General features: G+C 37.0%; 17 protein-coding genes. 15 read left to right on the forward strand and 2 right to left on the reverse strand.

Translation table 11 applies throughout. The features are described from left to right. Nucleotides 1-77: 77 nt before the first annotated feature. A complete protein-coding gene (locus WHC90_RS04180; RefSeq protein WP_188597246.1) occupies nucleotides 78-2,609 on the reverse strand; it encodes a PIG-L family deacetylase in 2,532 nt (843 codons plus the stop codon). A 234-nt stretch (nucleotides 2,610-2,843) separates the two neighbouring features. On the opposite strand from WHC90_RS04180, the gene dnaN reads away from it, so the two are divergent. From dnaN to WHC90_RS04210, 6 genes are all read left to right on the forward strand, one after another. Further along, nucleotides 2,844-3,962 (forward strand): DNA polymerase III subunit beta, encoded by a 1,119-nt coding sequence (dnaN, locus tag WHC90_RS04185; protein WP_188597247.1) that lies wholly within the window; start codon nucleotides 2,844-2,846, stop codon nucleotides 3,960-3,962. A 72-nt stretch (nucleotides 3,963-4,034) separates the two neighbouring features. After that, nucleotides 4,035-4,598: a hypothetical protein gene (locus WHC90_RS04190; RefSeq protein ID WP_188597248.1), complete on the forward strand. Its 564-nt coding sequence runs from the start codon at nucleotides 4,035-4,037 to the stop codon at nucleotides 4,596-4,598. A 296-nt stretch (nucleotides 4,599-4,894) separates the two neighbouring features. Then, the gene (locus tag WHC90_RS04195) at nucleotides 4,895-5,500 is read left to right on the forward strand and encodes an ACP phosphodiesterase (protein ID WP_188597249.1); all 606 of its coding nucleotides are present in this window, start codon (nucleotides 4,895-4,897) and stop codon (nucleotides 5,498-5,500) included. Continuing rightward, the gene (gene ggt / locus WHC90_RS04200; RefSeq protein WP_188597250.1) at nucleotides 5,497-7,179 is read left to right on the forward strand and encodes a gamma-glutamyltransferase; all 1,683 of its coding nucleotides are present in this window, start codon (nucleotides 5,497-5,499) and stop codon (nucleotides 7,177-7,179) included. The genes WHC90_RS04195 and ggt overlap by 4 nt, the downstream gene beginning before the upstream one ends. A 139-nt stretch (nucleotides 7,180-7,318) precedes the next feature. After that, complete coding sequence (locus WHC90_RS04205) at nucleotides 7,319-7,738, forward strand: VOC family protein (protein WP_188597251.1); 420 nt, start codon at nucleotides 7,319-7,321, stop codon at nucleotides 7,736-7,738. Beyond that, nucleotides 7,739-8,608 (forward strand): RluA family pseudouridine synthase, encoded by an 870-nt coding sequence (locus WHC90_RS04210; protein ID WP_188597252.1) that lies wholly within the window; start codon nucleotides 7,739-7,741, stop codon nucleotides 8,606-8,608. Here WHC90_RS04210 and WHC90_RS04215 read toward each other — a convergent pair. Continuing rightward, nucleotides 8,577-10,067: a PLP-dependent aminotransferase family protein gene (locus tag WHC90_RS04215; protein ID WP_188597253.1), complete on the reverse strand. Its 1,491-nt coding sequence runs from the start codon at nucleotides 10,065-10,067 to the stop codon at nucleotides 8,577-8,579. The two genes, WHC90_RS04210 and WHC90_RS04215, sit on opposite strands and share 32 nt — an antisense overlap. Before the next feature lie 84 nt (nucleotides 10,068-10,151). Here WHC90_RS04215 and WHC90_RS04220 point away from each other — a divergent pair, with 84 nt between their 5' ends. The 9 genes from WHC90_RS04220 (at nucleotide 10,152) to WHC90_RS04260 (ending at nucleotide 20,118) form a co-directional block, all read left to right on the forward strand. Continuing rightward, nucleotides 10,152-10,655 (forward strand): GNAT family N-acetyltransferase, encoded by a 504-nt coding sequence (locus tag WHC90_RS04220; RefSeq protein ID WP_188597254.1) that lies wholly within the window; start codon nucleotides 10,152-10,154, stop codon nucleotides 10,653-10,655. Continuing rightward, nucleotides 10,652-11,170: a DinB family protein gene (locus WHC90_RS04225; RefSeq protein ID WP_188597255.1), complete on the forward strand. Its 519-nt coding sequence runs from the start codon at nucleotides 10,652-10,654 to the stop codon at nucleotides 11,168-11,170. The genes WHC90_RS04220 and WHC90_RS04225 overlap by 4 nt, the downstream gene beginning before the upstream one ends. 1 nt (nucleotide 11,171) lies before the next feature. Next, on the forward strand, nucleotides 11,172-11,834 hold the full coding sequence (locus WHC90_RS04230) for a pyridoxamine 5'-phosphate oxidase family protein (RefSeq protein WP_188597256.1): 663 nt from the start codon (nucleotides 11,172-11,174) through the stop codon (nucleotides 11,832-11,834). Between the two features lie 32 nt (nucleotides 11,835-11,866). After that, nucleotides 11,867-13,141 carry a hypothetical protein gene (locus WHC90_RS04235; RefSeq protein WP_188597257.1) on the forward strand — a complete coding sequence of 425 codons (1,275 nt, stop codon included), beginning with the start codon at nucleotides 11,867-11,869 and terminating at the stop codon, nucleotides 13,139-13,141. 3 nt (nucleotides 13,142-13,144) lie between these two features. Next, entirely contained in the window at nucleotides 13,145-14,227 is a 1,083-nt protein-coding gene (locus WHC90_RS04240) for an AI-2E family transporter (protein ID WP_188598557.1), read from the forward strand. Between the two features lie 12 nt (nucleotides 14,228-14,239). Continuing rightward, nucleotides 14,240-15,415 (forward strand): THUMP-like domain-containing protein, encoded by a 1,176-nt coding sequence (locus WHC90_RS04245; protein ID WP_188597258.1) that lies wholly within the window; start codon nucleotides 14,240-14,242, stop codon nucleotides 15,413-15,415. A 62-nt stretch (nucleotides 15,416-15,477) separates the two neighbouring features. Continuing rightward, nucleotides 15,478-16,272 carry a formate dehydrogenase accessory sulfurtransferase FdhD gene (gene fdhD, locus WHC90_RS04250; RefSeq protein ID WP_188597259.1) on the forward strand — a complete coding sequence of 265 codons (795 nt, stop codon included), beginning with the start codon at nucleotides 15,478-15,480 and terminating at the stop codon, nucleotides 16,270-16,272. Continuing rightward, complete coding sequence (locus WHC90_RS04255) at nucleotides 16,269-18,563, forward strand: FdhF/YdeP family oxidoreductase (RefSeq protein WP_188597260.1); 2,295 nt, start codon at nucleotides 16,269-16,271, stop codon at nucleotides 18,561-18,563. The genes fdhD and WHC90_RS04255 overlap by 4 nt, the downstream gene beginning before the upstream one ends. A 7-nt stretch (nucleotides 18,564-18,570) precedes the next feature. Beyond that, nucleotides 18,571-20,118, forward strand: coding sequence for a hypothetical protein (locus tag WHC90_RS04260; protein WP_229664856.1), 1,548 nt, complete (start codon nucleotides 18,571-18,573; stop codon nucleotides 20,116-20,118). The last annotated feature ends 32 nt before the right edge of the window (nucleotides 20,119-20,150 follow it).

Genomic DNA, 20,150 nt, shown 5'->3' on the forward strand with positions numbered 1-20,150 from the left:
AATGATGTAAATAAAATTTGCAATCAAAACAAGACTGTATATTTTTTTCCAAGGACGTTTTTCTGTTTCCATAAGTACTATTCTTTAATTTCTGTTTGTGTTTGGATGTTTTCTTTACCGATAGACAACATGTTTGCGAAGAGTTTATAGGCGCCTGGCACTCCTGCTGGCAGTTCTCTAAAAAAGCTTAAACCGGTATAGATATAATGTCCTTCACCGTACTTTGCAACCAATAAACTTCCTTTTTTAGCCGTTTCATTTTTATCGTGCATAGACAAGATGGGTGTAAACTCTTTGGCCCATTTATTTGGAAAATACAAGCCGCGTTCTTGTACCCATCCTTCAAAATCATCGGCATTGATTTTATTCGGAAAGTTTAGCAGCGAGTGTTGCTTTGCTAAAATACTAACTGCAGCATGCTCATCAGTTACTCGATCTCTAGAGATTTGTAAATCAAAAGGTGCTCCAACATCGATACCTCCACGACCACTAGTGTTGTACTGTACAATCATATTACCTCCTTTAGATACATAGTCTAATAAAAATTTTTGCTTAAACTTTAAACTTGCAACTGTATTGTAGGCACGAATCCCAATAACCACGGCATCAAAGCCGTCCAAGCTGTTGGCGGTAATGTTTTCTGGGTCGATAGAAACCACCGTATATCCAATTTGCTGTAAGCTTTCTGGAATGGCATCTCCTGCTCCTTTAATATAGCCAATATTACTTCCTGTTTTTTGAATATTTAAGCGCACAACTTTTGCTTGGGATGCAACCAAAACAGTTTGCTTAGGAATGTGATCGTAAGAAATTTCTATCAGTTCTTTATTAAACGTTTTTCCGTTGATGGTAGCAACTGCTTGCATTACAGATTCCATTTGTTCTCTAGGTGGCGTCACCAGAAAATTCACTACAGAAACATCTCCTTTTTGAGCGATCGAAAAAGGAATTTGTGCAGGGCTTACCAACCAACCCTTAGGCAGATTTAAATGTAAGTTTCCTGCTATATTTTCTGCACCTGCTCTAATAGTTACCTTAACTTCTTTTGGAGTGTTATCAGAAAAAATAAGTACTTTATTATCAATGCTAGTGGTTACTTCTGGTAAGATTTCAAAAGGTTCGTAAATTTCACCCTTATCACTTTTTGCATAGCGATACACCACATTTTTTACAATAGTAATCTTGTGTTGCAAAATGCTTAGCTGAAACTCCACCTGTAGCGGTCTATCTGTTTCAGGTTTTCCAATCTGTTTTTGATCGTCTACCTGATACATACCCAAAGTTCCTTTGCTGCGCAACCAGTAAGGATCAGAATAACCAGCTGCATTGAGCTTAAATACATCTTTAATCGTTAGTTTTTTATTGGCCTCTAATTTTTTTACCTGTGCTTTAGACTGTGTGCTTTCTTTGGTAAAAATGCGATATCCTTCTAAAAACACTGTCGCATCACTTCTGTTTAATAGCTCCATAGACAACGGAACAGTAGCGGTAGGTGTACTGCTTGAACTGTTGGAAGAAGCTTCTAAGTATAAGCCTGCAGCTGCCTCAATTAGCTCTTTAATTTGCCCTTCTTTAATTTCGCGCCAATGACTGTCTTCTAGATTTTTTATCAAGTCATAAGCTGCTAAAAGCTCTGGCAGATGTTTAGACGGGTTGGCAAAATCAAAATTCTTTTCTAGTTTGTATAAAATAGCGCCAACTGCACCTCCACCTTTGATTCTATTCCAAGTAGTATTGATTCCAGAAAACAAATCATTGTCTACTTTGGGTTTGGTTCCTTTTAAAAACTCAACATATTCTGTTTGACTTCCTCTGGTGGTCAATCGACCAAAACCTTGACACAAGTGTTGACTGCTGGCCAAAGCAGCTACCTCATTATTAGACAAGCCTTTTAACGGGTAGTAAACTCCAACATCAAATGAAGAAAGTTTGCCTTTGTTGTTCTTTTTAAAATCGGCATCAGATCCGTAGAAAAAAGAAGAGGTATTAAAAAACAATCGTTGTGGCTGCCAAGTTTCTGTAAGCCCTAATTGCGATGTAAATTTTGTTCTATCAGCCGCCATATCAAATGCTTCAAAACTTAGCAAGGCAGAACTGGTGTGATGTCCGTGTGTGGTTCCTGGAGTTCTATGATCAAAACGATTGATAATCACATCGGGTTTAAACTTTCTAATGGCCCAAACCACATCGCTTAAAACAGCTTCCTTGTTCCAGATAGCTAGTGTTTCATCTGGATGCTTAGAATAGCCAAAATCATTGGCTCTGGTAAAAAATTGCTCTCCGCCATCTATGCTTCTTGCTGCCAGTAATTCTTGGGTTCTTATGACTCCTAATAATTCTCTAATTTCTGGACCGATTAAGTTTTGTCCACCATCTCCTCTGGTTAAAGATAAATAGGCCGTTCTGGCTTTTACCTGATTAGACATATAAGAAATTAAGCGGGTATTTTCATCGTCTGGATGTGCTGCGATGTACAGAACAGATCCAAGAAAGTTAAGCTTTTGCAACCTTTCATACATCTCATTTGAACTAAGCTTTAAAGGTTCTTGAGCTTGTATAGCACTGATTGTAAACAGAATAATTGCAAAAAAGCAGGTAATTTTTTTCATTAAAAAGGGTTTTGACTAACAAACAAATGTAACATTTATAATTTTTGATTCAGAATTTCGAAAAATCTATTAACATAATTATAACGTTTTTGCAAATGTTTTAAATTTAAGGGAAAACTGTTGATAAATATATTTTTAAAATCACATATTTAGAATATATTTGTAACTCACTTTTTTTAACAACCTCAGGATGAGGAAATCAAAAAGGCAGTACTATTTTAAAAAGATAAATGAATGAAATTTATAGTATCAAGTTCGCAATTATTAAAGCAACTTCAAGTACTTGGGGGCGTTATTAACAGCAATAATACATTGCCTATTTTAGATAATTTTTTGTTTGAATTGACAGAAAATCAACTAAAAGTTTCTGCTTCTGATTTAGAGACTACCATGAGTGCTATGGTTGATGTAGAGTCTGATTCTACTGGGTCTATAGCGGTATCTGCACGGTTGTTGTTAGACACTTTAAAAACATTTCCAGACCAACCTTTAAGTTTTAAAACAGAAGGTGACAACACCATAGAAATTAGTTCTGATCAAGGAAAATATGATATGGCGTTTTTTAGTGGTGATGAGTTTCCTAAAGCGGTAAGCTTGTCTTCACCAAATAGCACAACCATCCCTGCTAACATTTTAGCCACAGCCATTTCTAAGACCATCTTTGCCGCAGGTAATGATGATTTACGTCCAGTAATGAGCGGTGTCTTTTTTCAATTTAGCTCAGAAAGCTTAACTTTTGTAGCCACAGATGCTCACAAATTAGTTAAATACACACGTACCGATGTAACGGCAAATGAAACCACAGAGTTTATCATGCCAAAGAAACCTTTAAACTTATTAAAAGGAATTTTAAACGGTGCCAATACAGATGTAACTATTGAATACAACAACTCAAACGCCAAGTTTACCTTTGACAATTTTGTTTTGGTATGTCGTTTGATCGATGGAAAATATCCTAATTACGAGGCTGTTATTCCTAAGGAGAACCCAAATAAATTAACCGTAGATAGAGCTTCATTTTTAAACTCTGTAAGACGTGTGTCTATCTTCTCTAGTAAAACTACGCACCAAATTCGTTTGAAAATGGCGGGTACAGAATTAAACATTTCTGCAGAAGATTTAGACTATGCTAACAAAGCTGATGAGCGTTTAAGCTGTGATTACCACGGTGACGATATGCAAATTGGTTTTAACTCTCGTTTTTTAAGCGAAATGCTCAACAATTTAAGCGCTAATGATGTATTGATAGAAATGTCTTTACCAAACCGCGCAGGAATCTTAACTCCTATTGACGGAACAGACGAAGGCGAACATATTACCATGTTGGTAATGCCAGTGATGTTGAATTCATAGAAAAGAGAGAAGAGAAAACAAAATAGAGAGAAGCATCGTTTTAGAACGATGCTTTTTTTGTATTTTTAAATTATGAAAAAGCAACTATCCTTATTAATTCTATTTGTTTTTTTAATTGCTTGTAAATCTAAAACTCTAGCCATTAGAGAGAATACAACAGCCATTTTACACACTATCTTAAAGGAAAACCTAACTGCTTGCCTGGACAAAAAAACTGTGGATGAGCATGACGCTAGCCCAAAAGAGATTATTGAACATCTAAGCCATAATTTTAATCTTCTTAAAGAGACAAACACCCAGAATCCTTTTTTTATCAATAATGATCAGGTGATAGATGAAAAACTTTTAAAACAATTAAACAAGCAAACATTTACTTGGCAAAAAAAAGAGTGGACTCAAAAAGAGGTTTTACCCTTTAAAAACCTCCAGCATCTTAAGATAGGTAATAAAGATGCTTGCAAACGCAGCTACAATATTCGAATATCAGAACCCATCTACAGCAAGAACAGAAAAAAAGCATTGGTTTTATTTAGCAAATCAAAGTCTGGAATAGGTAGTACAACGATTCTTTTTCTAAAAAAAGAAAACAATGAATGGCTGATTAAAGGGCAGGCACCCATTGGGACTATTGGTTGATTGGTGAGGTTCGTGGACATTGAAATAGCAATTAGAACTGCATTGTCCTTGTCGCACACCTCTAACCTCTGTACCTCTGTACCTCTGTAACTTTGCACCCCTGCCTGCGGCAGGCAGGTTTGCACCTCTGTCCCTCTACCCCCCTGCTACTCCCCAACTCTCTCTTCTCTCTTCTCTCTTCTCTCTTCTCTCTTCTCTCTTCTCTCTTCTCTCTTCTCTCTCAAAAAAAACCCTTTAACTTTCCAATTTAAAACTCAGTTCTTTTTCCGTACATTTAGACTTTAAATGTATACACCTTGAATTTCCTAGCACACCTATACTTGTCAGAAGACAACCCTCAGCTAATGACTGGTAATTTTATTGCTGATCATATTCGAGGCAATCGCTTTACGCATCTAGATCCAGAGATTCAAAAAGGCATCTTTTTACACAGACAGATAGACACTTTTACAGATGCACATCCTGTGGTTAGAAAGAGCAAACGCAGACTTCATGCTCGTTACGGGCATTATAAAGGCATTATCATTGATCTTTTTTACGATCATTTTTTAGCAAAAAACTGGAATCAGTACTCAGAGACTCCGCTAGAGATCTATGTAGATAAAGTTTATCAGCTCTTAGAAGATCAAAAAGAAAAACTTCCTAAAAAAACCCAAGATTTACTACCTTATATGATTGAATACAATTGGTTGTACAACTACCAATTTTTTGAAGGCATGCAAAAGGTATTAAACGGCATGAACAAGAGAACTCATTTGCAATCGCAAATGCATTTGGCCTTAGAAGATTTAAAAGATCACTATACAGAATTTGAAAAAGATTTTACGCTGTTCTTTGAAGATTTAAGAGCCTTTACCAAGAATAAAATAATTGAAATCAACCAAACAACTATCAATCCATGAAAAAAATAGCCTACCTGCTTACAATTGCATTTCTTGTTGCAAGTTGTAGTAAAGAAGAAAAAATAATCGGAGTTATTGCAGACAAAGCCATGGTGGTTTCTGCTCGTGTAGAAGCTTCTACAATTGGTTCTGACATCTTAAAAAAAGGTGGAAACGCCTATGATGCAATGATCGCTACCCAATTGGCACTCGCTGTCGTATATCCTCAGGCAGGAAATATTGGTGGTGGTGGTTTTATGGTATACCGACAAAACGACGGTAGTACTGGAGCTCTTGATTTTAGAGAGAAAGCTCCAAACTCTGCACATAAAGACATGTATTTGGATGAAAAAGGCGATGTGATTCCAGAGATGAGCAGCTTTGGTGTTCACTCAGTGGGTGTACCAGGATCTGTTGCTGGTATTATGGAAGTGTATAAAAAATTTGGAAGCCTTCCGTTTAAAGAGTTGGTACAGCCCGCAATAGATTTGGCTCGAAACGGTTTTAAAGTTTCAAAGATGCAAGCCCGTGCTTTAAATGGAACCCGAAAACGCTTTCAGAAAGCAAACAATTACACCATCGCTTTTGATGCCGAATGGAAAGAAGGCGATATTATTAAACTAGAAGAACTCGCACAAACCCTAGAGCGCATTCGCGACAAAGGAATGGATGGGTTTTACAAAGGAAAAACTGCCGATCTAATGGTAAACTATGTAACAGAACTTGGCGGTAAAATGACCCATGAAGATCTTACCAGCTATCAAGCAGTGTGGCGCAAACCAGTAAGCTTTGATTATAAAGGATACACCATTACCTCGATGACTTTGCCCGCAAGTGGAGGAATCTGTTTGGCACAAATTTTAAAAGCGATTGAGCCTTATGATTTGTCAAAAATTGAGCACAACTCTACAAAATACATTCAATTATTAACAGAAGCAGAAAGAAGATCTTATGCTGATAGAGCTCATTATTTAGGCGATATTGATTATGTAGATGTGCCGATTGACAGCTTAACAGACGCTGATTATATTAACGATAGAATGAAGAGTTTTTCTTGGGATAAGGCCACCAAATCTTCAGACATTTCTCATGGAACTGTTTTGGGATATGAAAGCAATGAAACCACCCACTACTCTATTGTAGATGCTTTTGGAAATGCCGTTTCTGTAACCACTACCTTAAACACTGGTTATGGTTCTAAGGTATTTGTAAAAGGAGGCGGATTTTTCTTAAACAATGAAATGGATGATTTTAGCAGCAAACCAGGAACACCAAATGTATATGGCTTGTTAGGTTCTAAAGCCAATGCCATTGCCCCAGGAAAAAGGATGCTTAGTTCTATGACCCCAACAATTGTATCTTACAATGGAAAATTAAAAATGGTTGTTGGTACCCCTGGTGGATCAACGATTATTACATCGGTATTGCAAAATATTTTAAATGTGGTAGCATATGATATGGGCATGCAAGAATCTGTAAATCAAGCACGTTTTCATCACCAGTGGTATCCAGACAATATTAGAATGGAACCAAATGGGTTTGACAGCATTACCAAAAACAAGTTAAAAGCTTTGGGTTATGAATTGCTAGAGCGAAATTCTTTGATTATTGGTCGAGTTGATGCCATTTTAGTCTTGCCAAACGGAAAATTAGAAGGAGGCGCAGATCCACGTGGAGATGATGCCGCGGTTGGTTTTTAAAAAAATTATCAATAGGACTTATTTTTTAAAATAAATTTGATGAAATTTGTATCGAGGACAACATTGCTAACGAGAAAAGTTCTCGAACTAACAAACCCTTGAACCCCTGCCTGCCTCAGGCAGGTTTGAACCTAAAAAAATGATACAACCTTTTCACTTAGCCATTCCGGTACAAAATCTAGAAACCTGCCGTGCTTTTTACAGAGACATCTTAGGATGTTCAGAAGGAAGAAGTAGCGAGCAATGGGTAGACTTTAACTTTTTTGGACACCAATTGGTCATCCATCAAAAAGCAGGACACAAACCTAGCACGGCCATTACCAATCCTGTTGACGGGCATCAGGTACCCGTTCCTCATTTTGGCGTGGTCTTAACTTGGGAAGATTGGCATGATTTATCAGAGAGATTAAAAGCGGCAAACACTACATTTATTATAGAACCAACCATTCGTTTTAAAGGCAAAGTTGGCGAGCAGGCTACCCTGTTTTTTAACGACCCAGAAAACAATGCGCTTGAGTTTAAAGCCTTTAAAGACATGAGTCAATTGTTTGCTGTCTAGATGCAGATGATAGAAAGCCATATTGCGGTTACTACAGAAAAACCGATTCGCTTTCAAGAATATGCTGTGGGTATTTTTAATAGCATCCCCAGCAAATCAGGTATCAAAAAGGCCATTAAAAAAGTGTTGATTTTTATAAACGATACCCCTGCAACTACAGCAACCTATATTCATGGAGGTGAACGTATTGAATTGTATTCAAACAAAACCGAAGAGGCTTTTAAACGTTTAGTCTTACCACTTGAGGTGTTGCATGAAGATCATTATTTGGCCGTCATTTACAAACCTTCAGGAATTTTAGTCAGTGGCAATAAATTTGTGACCATTGCAAACGGACTGCCTCAAAACTTACAAAAAAGCACGAAGGCTGATGCTGTAAAACCACAGCCAGTGCATCGCTTAGACTATCCTACCAGCGGTGTTTTACTCGTCGGAAAAACCAGTGCTGCTATTGTCGCTTTAAGCGATTTATTTAAGGATAAAAAAATCAAAAAAACCTATTACGCCGTATGCATTGGTCAGATGCAAGTTACTGGGCATATCAATGAGGCTATCGATGGCAAAAATGCCGAAACTCACTATGAAGTTTTAGAAACAGTAAGCTCTAAACGATTTGGTTTTTTAAATTTTGTAAAGCTATCTCCTAGCACCGGTAGAAAGCATCAATTAAGAATCCATCTTGCTTCTATCAGAAATCAAATTTTAGGCGATCAAGAACACGGAGAGCCTAGGCATTTTTTAAAAGGAAAAGGCCTCTACCTGCATGCCGCTAGCTTAGACTTTATCCATCCCCTTACTAAAGAACCGCTTTGTATACATAAAGAGATCCCCAAAAAATTTAAGAAGATTTTTCCTCTTCAATCGCTTTAAAAGTCAATTCAAACTTCTCAATTAACTGGTATATTTCTGCTTCGTTATAGCTAGCAAAACCCAATCGAATGGCATTATGCCCTAAGTTTTCTGGATCATAGCGAGTCCAATCACCAATTTCTAACTGCTGTAGTAAAGCTGCTTCGGCAACCCTTTTCCAAGTCAGTTTTTTAGTAAGTGACAGCCAGATTGCCATCCCTCCTTTTGGAATTTCAAACTCAAAATAAGCTGCCAATTTTTCAGTGAGTAAACTACACATCAGATCACGTCTAACTTTGTAAATTTTTAAGACCTTTTTAATATGCCGATCCAAATCACCAGATTTGATAAAACTTGCAAAGGTTAACTCTAATAAGGCATCGCCCTGACGATCAACAATTTTTCGGTAGGCCGCAGCCTCATCAACAAATGCTTTTGGAGCCACCAAATACCCAACTCTAAAAACTGGGGCCACCGTTTTACATACCGATCCTATATAAATGACATTTCCGTTTACATCATGACTTGCCAAAGGCAGAATAGGTGAATGATTATAATTAAAATCATAGTCATAATCATCTTCTATAATTGCAAAATTGTATTTCTGAGCAAGATTTAACAAATGAATCCTTCTTTCTGCAGATAGGGTTACTGTGGTTGGATGATGATGGTGAGAGGTTACATAAACACCTTTTATATTTTGTTTTTGACAGATTTCTTCTATCTGATTGGTATTTAATCCAAAGACATCAACATCAACCCTAATAAGCTTGGCCTCTTGATTTTTAAATGTAGTATCTGCTGAAGCATAGTTTGTATCGCCAACGAGTACGCAATCCCCTTTTTTAAAAAGCAGTTGTGAAGCCAGATAAATCCCATTTTGACTACCTCTAGTAATTAAAATTTGCTCTTTGCTAATATCTAGACCTCTAGTCTGGCTCAAATAAGAAGCCAATATTACCCTCAAAGTTTCGTTTCCGTAAACTGAGCCGTAAGACAGATGCTCAGATGCATTTTTTTTGCTTGTTATTCTTCTGTATATCCGTGCTATATCATTTATGGGGGTTAAGCGCGCATCAGAAACACCATCGTTTAATGTGATAAAACCAGTTGAGACTATTGCTGTGTTCTTTTGTAGGTGATCTCTCTTGTAAAATTGAAAACCCGTAGTATTCTTATCCTTTATTATAGAATCCTCACTAAAATCTTGCTGCTGCAATTCAGGCAAATCGCTGTGTACAAAAGTTCCTCTTTGAGGGATTGTTTCTATCCATCCTTGTAAAAGCAACTCATCATAACAAGCAACAATAGTTTTTCTATGCACCTCTAACAACGCGGCAAGCGTTCTACTACCTGGTAATTTTGTTTTAGAAGGCAATCTATTTGCATTGATTAATGCAATCAACTGATTTGACAATTGCAAATACAAGGGTTGATTGCTTTTTCGATCAAAAGTGATACTTGTTTTATATGGAAACATAACTGGACTACTAAGTATTTTTATTATGGACGACAACAGCAGTCCATAAAAATAGTAATTTTGATTATTCAAACGGATATTTTCATGATAAAACTTGAGAAATTTGAAAAATCAGATTACAATAGGCTTATAAATTGGATTGATTCTGAACGCTTAATGGTTGTATTTGGCGCACATATTTTTGAGTACCCAATTACACCTCAACAACTAGCAATATACACAGCTGCTCCAAATCGACTGGTTTATAAAGTTACAGACATCAAAACGCAAGAAGTAATTGGTCATGCAGAGCTCAATACTATTGATTACAAAAATGATTCTGCCAGAATTTGCAGAGTATTGGTTGGCAATAACAATTCTAGAAACAAAGGCTATGGCACATTAATAATTAAAGAGCTGATAAGAATTGGATTTGAAGATTTACAGCTACATCGTTTAGATTTAGGAGTCTATGATTTTAACAAACAAGCCATCAGATGTTATAAAAAATGTGGCTTTAAAATGGAAGGAATCTTAAAAGAAAACTGTAAGTTTAAAAACCAATATTGGTCAACTTATAATATGAGTATCTTAAAAAACAACAGATGATAAAAGCAGATTTAAAACCAACAGAATTTCACGAGTACTACAACAACTACGTAGGTTTGTTAGCAAATGACACAGAACTAATAGAAGGCTATGTCAAAGGCAAAAAAATGATTCAAGATTTTATTCTTAGCATTCCAGATGATAAGCTATTGCATCGATATCAACCAGAAAAATGGAGCATTTTAGAAGTATTTCAGCATTTAATAGACACTGAACGTGTTTTCATGTATCGCTGTTTTAGAATTGCTAGAAATGACAAAACTAATTTGGCTGGATTTGATCAAGATGATTATATCATCCCATCAGAAGCTGATTTAAAAAGCAAAGCACAAATGCTAGAAGAATTCACCATCAACAGAGACAATTCTATTTCTTTATTAAAAAGTATTTCTGAAAAAAACTTTGCCTTTATGGGCAGTGCAAATGGCTCTCCAGTTTCTGCAAGAGCAGCAGCATTTATTATTTTAGGCCATGATATTTGGCACACAAAAATTATTCAAGAACGTTATTTATAAGATGAAAGAATACAGTCAATCAAAATTAAACAGGGTAAAACGAGGCCATAACAGAGCCAGCTATGATGTAGACAAAATAAACAATATTTTAGATGCTGGGTTTATAGGTTATGTTAGCTATATCTACAAAGGAAAAGCCATTAGTTTGCCCATGGCTTACGGTCGTAAAGGACAAGAAATCTACCTGCACGGATCAAGAGCCAACAGAATGCTTACCAGCCTTTTAGACGCAAAAGAAATGAGCATGACTGTGATGCATTTAGATGCCTTAGTCTTAGCGCGCTCTGGCCTACACCACTCAGTTAATTACCGCTCTGCCACCTTGTTTGGCAGCGTAGAAGAACTTAGCGAACCCCTAGAGAAAGATGCGGCTTTGTTTTGTTTTATGGAACATATGATGAAAGGCCGTTGGGATGGTATTAGACCCATGCATCCAGAAGAACTAGAAAGAACCTTGGTGGTTAAGTTTACCATAGAAACCGCCTCGGCAAAAATTAGAGACGTCGGTGTAGCCGATGAGCCTGAAGATTATGCCCTACCGGTTTGGGCTGGACTTGTCCCGTTGCAACAGGTGGCATTACACCCAATTTCTGATGACAAACTAGCCAAAGATGTAGAAATCCCCGCTCATGTTTTAGACTTTTACAATGCCAATAAATTATAGTAAATTAGCATTTCAATCTAGCCTAAGTGTCCATGAAAAAGTTTTTAAAATTCCTAGGGATTCTCATCCTTATCCTTGCCATTATTGCGGCTGTATTTTATTATAAAAATAACGAAGAACTCCCTACAGGGGTTCAAGGAAAAGAAGCAGATGCACTGGCTCAAAAAATGCTTACAGCACTTAACCAGAAGTATCTAGCAGAAACCGAAGTAATCGAATGGAGTTTTAGAGGCGAGCATTTTTACAAGTGGTATCATCAAAAAGATGTCGTGATGGTTTCATGGAATGACATCCAAGTTGAGCTGCACACCAAAGAACCGAGTAAAAGCAAGGTACTTAAAAGCAAGAACAAAGCAGAAAATAAAAAACACATAGAACAAGCGACCAACTTTTTTAACAACGATAGCTTCTGGCTAATGGCACCCTATAAAGTAATGGATCCAGGTGTAGAAAGACGTTTGGTTCAATACAATGATAAAGCTGCCTTATTGGTTACCTACACTAGTGGTGGATCAACTCCTGGGGATTCTTATTTGTGGATCCTTGACAAAAACGGCATGCCAACAGAATATAAAATGTGGGTTGGTATTATTCCTTTAGGTGGTGTTTCTGCTACTTGGAGCGATTGGACCAATACAGATACTGGGATAAAACTCCCAACAAAACACAGCCTCTCCTTATTTGGCATGCAACTAGATTTAGGCAAAGTAAAAGCCTACAATGAAAAAGCCGATGCCTTGGCTCATAAGATTTTAAAAACAATCAAGCATGATGCGTATACCAAAACTCGCTATATTGAGTGGAGTTTTAGAGGAGCTCGTTTTTTTAAATGGGACAAACAAGAGCATATCGTAGAAGTTAAATGGGATGAAAACACTGTTATATTGCATCCAAATGAACTAGAAAAAAGCAGACTGTTTATCAATGAGACAGAAGTAGTCAACAACAAAGAAAGCACTATACAACGCGCCTTAGATATTTTTAACAACGATAGTTTTTGGCTAGTCGCTCCACATAAACTTTTTGAAGATGGGATTATCAGAACGCTAGAAATGGTTGATGGTGAGCCTCGTTTAAAAGTAAAATACACTACCGGAGGGAGTACTCCTGGAGATTCATACGTTTGGATTGTAAATGAAGACTATCTACCTATCCGTTTTAAAATGTATGTTCCAAGCATGAGAATGAATGGTTTAGAAGCCACTTGGGATGAATGGATTACCACAGAATCTGGTGCCTTATTACCACAAAATCACAGCATAGGCAATAGACAATTGAGTATGGGAACTGTAAAAGCATATAATTAAATGATGACTTCAAAAGATATTTCAAAAGGTATTTTAAGAGCCGTTGCAATTCTTCTTGGAATTGCCCTACTCGGCTATTTTTTATATGCGGTAGAATCCGTTATCGTTTACATTATAATCGCCTCTGTACTTACCTTAATTGCCAGGCCTATCATTCGATTTTTAAAGCTCAAGTTAAAGATTCCTAATACGGTGGCTGTAATTATTACCATGCTGCTTTTTGTAAGCTTATTGGCTGGTTTGATTGGCATGTTTATTCCACTGATTATTGAGCAAGGTGAGAGCTTGTCTTTGCTCCAAACCGACAAACTACAGCAAAACTTACAAAACGTACTCCAACAGGTTACTCAGTATTTTAAATCAAAAGACATCAATCTTTTAAATGAATTAAAAAACTTCGACTTTAGCTCAAGTTTCCAAGCAATACCCAACTTACTCAACTCATTTGTAGGGGTTTTAGGCACCCTAAGTGTGGGCTTATTCTCCGTGTTATTTATCAGTTTTTTCTTTATGAAAGACAGTGATTTATTAAAAAATGCGGTACTAACCATCATTCCAGAAAAAAGTGAAAATAAGTTTTCTGTTTCTATAGAAAAAATCAACGATCTGTTGTCTCGTTATTTTATCGGTTTGTTTTTGCAAATAAGCATCCTCTTTGTTTTGTATACGATTACCTTATTAATTTGCGGAATTTCTAATGCGGTTGTCATTGCATTTTTATGCGCCTTATTAAATTTGATCCCATATATTGGCCCTATGATTGGTGCTGTATTGATGTTTTTCCTTTCGATGACTAGCAATCTTGGTAACGATTTTCAAACTGTGATTTTACCTACAACACTCTATGTGATGTTAGGGTATTTGATAGCACAGTTGGTCGATAATTTTTTCAGCCAACCGTATATCTTTTCAAAAACCACAAAATCACATCCATTAGAAATTTTCTTAATTATTATCATTGGAGGCCTTTTATTTGGCGTTGTTGGCATGATAACAGCAGTTCCAACCTATACGGCCATTAAGGTTATTTTAAAAGAGTTTTTATCAGAAAACAGGATCGTAAAATCACTAACCAAAGACCTTTAATCTGTTTTTCGTTTGAACACCAAACTTTTACATCCAGAAGTTCAGCAGTATATTGATGAACATTTACAAACAGATCTCTCTAAGTTAATCTTTAAAGGAAGTCCATTTAAAGAAGTGAGCATTCAAGAAATTGCCACGCAGATTGCTGCAAAAAAAAAGGCGAAGAGCAAGTTGCCAAGTTGGTTTGCCACCCAAGGCATTTACTATCCACCCAAACTCAACCTTGAGCAAACTTCATCTGAAATTACTGCTAATTACAAAGCAAAATTGGTGAGCGGCAAAAGCTTAATAGATCTTACTGGTGGTTTTGGGGTTGACAGCTGGGCATTTTCTAAAAACACAACACAAGTTACCCATTGCGAGATCAATGAAGAACTCTCTAAAATTGCTAGTCATAATTTTAATCAGTTAGCCTGTGACAACTGTAATTTTGTACTTGGAGATGGACTTGAATACCTTAAAAATACCACAACAACTTTTGATTGGATTTATATAGATCCCTCAAGAAGAGTTGCCCACAAAGGCAAAGTTTTTTTAATGGCAGACTGCCTGCCCAATGTACCGGATCATTTAGATTTTTTATTTAAAAAAGCTAAAAACATCCTCATTAAAAGTTCACCAATTTTAGACCTTACCAGCAGTATTAACGAATTAAAATTTGTTAAAGAAATCCACATAATCGCTGTAGAAAACGAGGTAAAAGAATTGTTGTTTTTGTTGGCTAAAGACCATACCGGATCTATCCAAATTAAAACAGTAAATCACAGCAAAGAACAGCTTGAGCTATTTGAGTTTTCTTTAGATGAAACGGCGGACTCTCAATATGCATTGCCCAAAGCTTATCTATATGAACCCAACGCTGCAATCTTAAAATCAGGTGGGTTTCATCAAATTAGCCAACAACTCAAACTAGAGAAACTTCAACAGCATTCACACCTATATACCGCTGATCAGCTGATCGCCTTCCCGGGAAGAACCTTTGTTGTAGAAGATGTTTTGCCTTATGACAAGAAAGCTCTAAAGAAAGCGATACCCAATTCTAAAGCCAATATTACCACGCGTAATTTTCCTGAAACTGTAGCACAGATCAGAAAAAAAACCAAACTCAAAGACGGTGGAGATCACTACTTGTTTTTTACAACCAACCTAAACAAACAGCTCCAAGTGATCATTTGCAAAAAGCTTTAGCTCTATTGTCTTAAAAACCACAAGTTTTCTTTAAATTTGTAAAGCTAGTATTTAGAGTACCTATGGACACCTTACAATATCAATCTATCAAAACCATTGCCAAGCAACAAAGCTTTGTAGACGATACTGTAGTTGTAGAAGCTCCCCTGCAAATAAATATTAACGAAACCCCATATACCGTGGTTATGAGAACTCCCGGTAGTGATTTTTTTTTGATTAGAGGTTTGCTCTTTGCAGAAGATATCTATAAAAAAAAAGAAGCCCTAAACTATACAATCGTTCAAAAAGAAAATGCAATAAACAGCATCATTAATTGCAGCATTCCAAAAGAACTATTGGGCAAAGGCTACCTTAATAAAAGAACACTACTCTCTGTTTCTTCATGTGGTATTTGCGGCAAACAAGAGCTCAAAGATATAGAACTTTCTGGAGCAGCACTCAGCCATAGCAAGACCATCAGCAATGCCAATATCCAAGTCATGCAAGCAAATATGCAAGAGGCCCAAGCTACGTTCCATAAATCTGGCGGTAGTCATGCAGCAGCTATTTTTGATGAGAGTTTGAGTATGCTCACGGCACAAGAAGATATCGGAAGACACAATGCCGTAGACAAGTGTATAGGCGCATTATTACAAGAATCTCAGCTGGCCCAAGGCAAATACCTTATGGTGAGCGGAAGAGTCTCTTATGAAATTATATCCAAAGCTTTTTTTGCTAAAATTCCGGTTGTGGTAGCTGTTTCTGCCTGCTCTTCACTAGCCATTGATTTTGCAAAAGAATTCGGAATTTGTTTAATTGGATTTAGCAGAGATGAGAAAATGACTATCTATGCAAATCCTCAGTATATAAACTTATGAGTACAAAAAAACCAGAGGCACAAGCCCCAGAAACTTTAACAGGAATTAAACTAACAAAAGTACCAACCTCTGCGGTAGGTGCAAAGGCAATACAATCTGCCTTAAGTCATGTTAAAAATGAAGTGGGTCTGATTAAAGGAATTGGTTTGCTAGCAAGATTAAATCAAAAAAATGGTTTTGATTGTCCTGGTTGTGCTTGGCCAGATCCAGATGAAAAAAGAGCCTTTTTAGCAGAATATTGTGAGAATGGTGCAAAAGCAGTAGCTGAAGAAGCTACAAAAAAGAGAGTATCTCCCTTGTTTTTTGCCAGTCACTCCGTACGTGAATTGTCTTTACTCTCTGACTATGAGATTGGAAAAAGTGGTCGAATCACTCACCCGATGTACTTAGCAGAAGGAGCCACGCATTACCAAGAAATTTCTTGGGATGCAGCATTTCAAATGATCGGAACAGAATTAAACGGACTAAAATCACCAGATGAGGCCGTTTTCTATACTTCTGGAAGAACCAGTAATGAAGCCGCTTTTTTATACCAATTGTTTGTACGCCAGTTTGGAACCAACAACTTACCAGACTGTTCTAATATGTGCCATGAGAGCAGTGGTTCTGCACTATCAGAAACCTTAGGAATAGGAAAAGGATCTGTTACTTTAGAAGATTTTAATGAGGCTGATTTGGTTATCGTCATGGGGCAAAACCCTGGAACGAACCATCCGAGAATGCTTACAGCTCTTGGTGACACCAAAAAGCATGGTGGAAAGATTATTACCATCAATCCGCTTCCAGAAGTCGGCTTGCTTAATTATAAAGACCCTCAAAATCCGCTTAAATGGTTTGGTGAAGGTCAAGACCTTACCGATTTGTTTTTACAAGTAAAAATTAACGGAGACGTGGCTTTGCTAAAAATTATTTTAAAACTTTTAGTCGCCAAAGAAAAAGCAGTACCAAACAGTGTTTTTGACCATGAATTTATTGCAGAAAAAACAGCAGGACTGGATGAATTCCTTGCTGATTTAGAGCAGTATAGCATAGAAGACTTAGTACCACAAACAGGGATAGAATTTTCTGAAATAGAAAAAGCAGCAGACCTTATCGCTAACAATAATAAAATTATTATCTGTTGGGCCATGGGTCTAACTCAACATAAAAATGCGGTTGATAATATTAGAGAGTTGGTTAATATACTGCTCTTAAAAGGTAGTATTGGTAAACCTGGCGCAGGAACCTGTCCGGTGAGAGGACACTCTAATGTACAAGGAGATAGAACCATGGGGATTTGGGAAAAACCCAAGGATGATTTTTTAGATCGTTTGGAAAAAGAATTCAATTTTACTGCTCCTAGAAAACACGGTTTTGATGTGGTCGATGCCATCAAAGCAATGCATGCAAAAAAAGCAACAGTATTTATAGGAATGGGTGGTAATTTTATTTCTGCAACACCCGATACTGAATTTACGGCAGATGCTTTACGCAACTGTTCCCTTACGGTACAAATCTCAACAAAACTAAACAGAAGTCATTTGATCCATGGAAAACAAGCGCTTATTTTACCTTGTTTAGGAAGATCAGAAGAAGACCTACAAGCCAGTGGAGCACAATTTGTTACAGTAGAAAATTCGATGGGAGTGGTACACCAATCACATGGCGATTTAAAAGCGCTTTCATCTCATTTGCTTAGTGAACCTGCTATTGTTGCAGGCATGGCAAATGCCACCTTAAAAAGCAGTACCACCAATTGGTCTGAGATGGTTGCAAACTATGATCTTATTAGAAATGCCATAGAAGCGAGTATCCCTGGTTTTGAAAATTACAACACAAGAGTAAGACAGCCTGGAGGATTTTATTTACCTAACAATGCAAGAGCAAATGATTTCTCTCCAACACACACAGGTAAAGCAAATTTCACAGCCAACAAGCCCTCTGATATACAATTAAAAAAGGATCAATTTTTAATGATGACCATACGTACACATGATCAATACAATACCACTATTTATGGCTTGGATGATCGTTATCGAGGGGTTTTGAATGAGCGTAGGGTTATCTTTATGAATCCAGAAGACATGAAAAACTTAGGGATTAAAAAACTTGATTTGCTAGATTTAACTAGTCATTTTAATGGCGAAGAAAGAACAGCAAAAGGGTTTTTAGCCATCCCTTATGATATTCCTAAACAATGTACCGCTACGTATTTTCCAGAAACCAATGTATTGGTTCCGTTAAATAGTACGGCCACCATCAGCAATACCCCAACCTCTAAGACAGTAATTATTAGTTTACACAAACACTAAATTTATTTTGAAAAAATTAGCACTACTACTCATATTAGGAGGCTCTATCCATTTTAGTTCTGGACAAGAATTAGGTTTCCCAAGCAAAACACATCAAAAAGCTTTTATTGGCTTGGATTACCTCTCGGTTAAAATGCCATTTGATGCCATCTTAGGGCTGCCAGAAGACAATATGGGTTTAACTGGAATCCACTACAATCTATGGCTTAACAAATCAATCTATGCAGGTGCTGGTTTTTACGGTTCTGTTAACGGAATAAGAGGTGGCTTGTTTACCTTAGGCCTTAATGTTGGTATAAAAAAAGAGTTAAGCAAGCATTGGTTTGTTGATGCTGGTATTCATTTTGGCGGCGGCGGCGGAGCAAGTGCACCTGACGGTGGTGGAGCCTTTCTATTACCTCATCTAAACTTGGGCTATGCTTTAAACAACTTTTCTGTAACCGCAGGCTATAGTGCTATCAATTTTTTTGACAAGGGAAACATTAGCAGCCAACAATTAAATTTTGGAGTACAGATTCCTGTCTCTTTTGATTACAGCTTATTTAAAGAACGTGAGCAGTCTTATACAGTAACCGACTTAGTAAAAAGCTCTTGGAACCAACCTTCTAAAAGAATTTCTCTACTCTTACATCTCAACAATTTAAGCCCGTATGGCGATTCAAAATTAACAGACGGCTCTTTATTAAAAGGCAAAACAATTCAATTGGCTGGTTTTGAAATTAACTCGTATTTTAACGATCAATGGTTTGCTTTTTTTAAGGCAGATGGAGCCTATCACGGAATCCAAGGTGGCTATATGGATCTTTTCTTAGGAGGAGGCTATCATTTTTCTATGAACAAAGATAGAACCAACATCTTAGCCAAATTTGGTCTTGGAGCTGGAGGTGGCGGCGGCGTTGATAGTGGCGGTGGTTTTTTTATCTATCCAGACCTCTCAATTGAACAACGACTTTTTGATGAAGTCTATCTAGCCATTAACAAAGGCTATTTGATGAGTTTAAACAATCATTTTTCGGCTACTACTCTTGGTTTTGGACTTAAGTACTATGTACATCAACAAGGACTTAGCAGTACTGATGGCAGTCAACTAGAAGACGTAAAAATTAAAGGAGTTCAATTTATTTTAGGGCAAGAAATGTATTTGAATGCCGATAGAATGATAGAACCCACAGAGCATTTGCATCAATTTGCCTTACAGGTAAATATTTTTATGAACAAACATTTGTATTTGGCTGGCCATACCTCATTTGCAGATTTCGGAAACGCAGGTGCTTATGCAGAAGGTTTGGTCGGTGCGGGATATCGATCAAAAAAACTCGGTAAGACAAACGCAAGCCTGTTTGGACAGGTATTGCTTGGAGCAGCTGGTGGTGGAGATATTGGTACAGGTCAAGGACTCATTGTAAAACCAAGTGCCGGTCTTGATTACAAGCTAAACAATCAACTTAGTTTACGAACTGCCTTTGGCTATGTAAAAGCTAGAGGAGGCCTTTTAAGTAGTCCAAGCATTTCTCTTGGGATAAATTATAGCTTGGGTATTTTAACAGCTAAATAAAAACACGTATTTTAGATTTTTATTTACACAAA

The organism is Polaribacter pacificus, assembly GCF_038024035.1.
GTDB classification, from domain to species: domain Bacteria; phylum Bacteroidota; class Bacteroidia; order Flavobacteriales; family Flavobacteriaceae; genus Polaribacter; species Polaribacter pacificus.

Excerpts from the sequence above, each read along its gene's own strand:
- dnaN (WP_188597247.1), top strand. The coding sequence starts at position 2,844 with ATGAAATTTATAGTATCAAGTTCGCAATTATTAAAGCAACTTCAAGTA.
- WHC90_RS04210 (WP_188597252.1), top strand. The coding sequence starts at position 7,739 with ATGCAGATGATAGAAAGCCATATTGCGGTTACTACAGAAAAACCGATT.
- ggt (WP_188597250.1), top strand. The coding sequence starts at position 5,497 with ATGAAAAAAATAGCCTACCTGCTTACAATTGCATTTCTTGTTGCAAGT.
- WHC90_RS04205 (WP_188597251.1), top strand. The coding sequence starts at position 7,319 with ATGATACAACCTTTTCACTTAGCCATTCCGGTACAAAATCTAGAAACC.
- WHC90_RS04255 (WP_188597260.1), top strand. The coding sequence starts at position 16,269 with ATGAGTACAAAAAAACCAGAGGCACAAGCCCCAGAAACTTTAACAGGA.
- WHC90_RS04220 (WP_188597254.1), top strand. The coding sequence starts at position 10,152 with ATGATAAAACTTGAGAAATTTGAAAAATCAGATTACAATAGGCTTATA.
- WHC90_RS04230 (WP_188597256.1), top strand. The coding sequence starts at position 11,172 with ATGAAAGAATACAGTCAATCAAAATTAAACAGGGTAAAACGAGGCCAT.
- WHC90_RS04190 (WP_188597248.1), top strand. The coding sequence starts at position 4,035 with ATGAAAAAGCAACTATCCTTATTAATTCTATTTGTTTTTTTAATTGCT.
- WHC90_RS04235 (WP_188597257.1), top strand. The coding sequence starts at position 11,867 with ATGAAAAAGTTTTTAAAATTCCTAGGGATTCTCATCCTTATCCTTGCC.
- WHC90_RS04180 (WP_188597246.1), bottom strand. The coding sequence starts at position 2,609 with ATGAAAAAAATTACCTGCTTTTTTGCAATTATTCTGTTTACAATCAGT.
- fdhD (WP_188597259.1), top strand. The coding sequence starts at position 15,478 with ATGGACACCTTACAATATCAATCTATCAAAACCATTGCCAAGCAACAA.
- WHC90_RS04240 (WP_188598557.1), top strand. The coding sequence starts at position 13,145 with ATGACTTCAAAAGATATTTCAAAAGGTATTTTAAGAGCCGTTGCAATT.
- WHC90_RS04225 (WP_188597255.1), top strand. The coding sequence starts at position 10,652 with ATGATAAAAGCAGATTTAAAACCAACAGAATTTCACGAGTACTACAAC.
- WHC90_RS04215 (WP_188597253.1), bottom strand. The coding sequence starts at position 10,067 with ATGTTTCCATATAAAACAAGTATCACTTTTGATCGAAAAAGCAATCAA.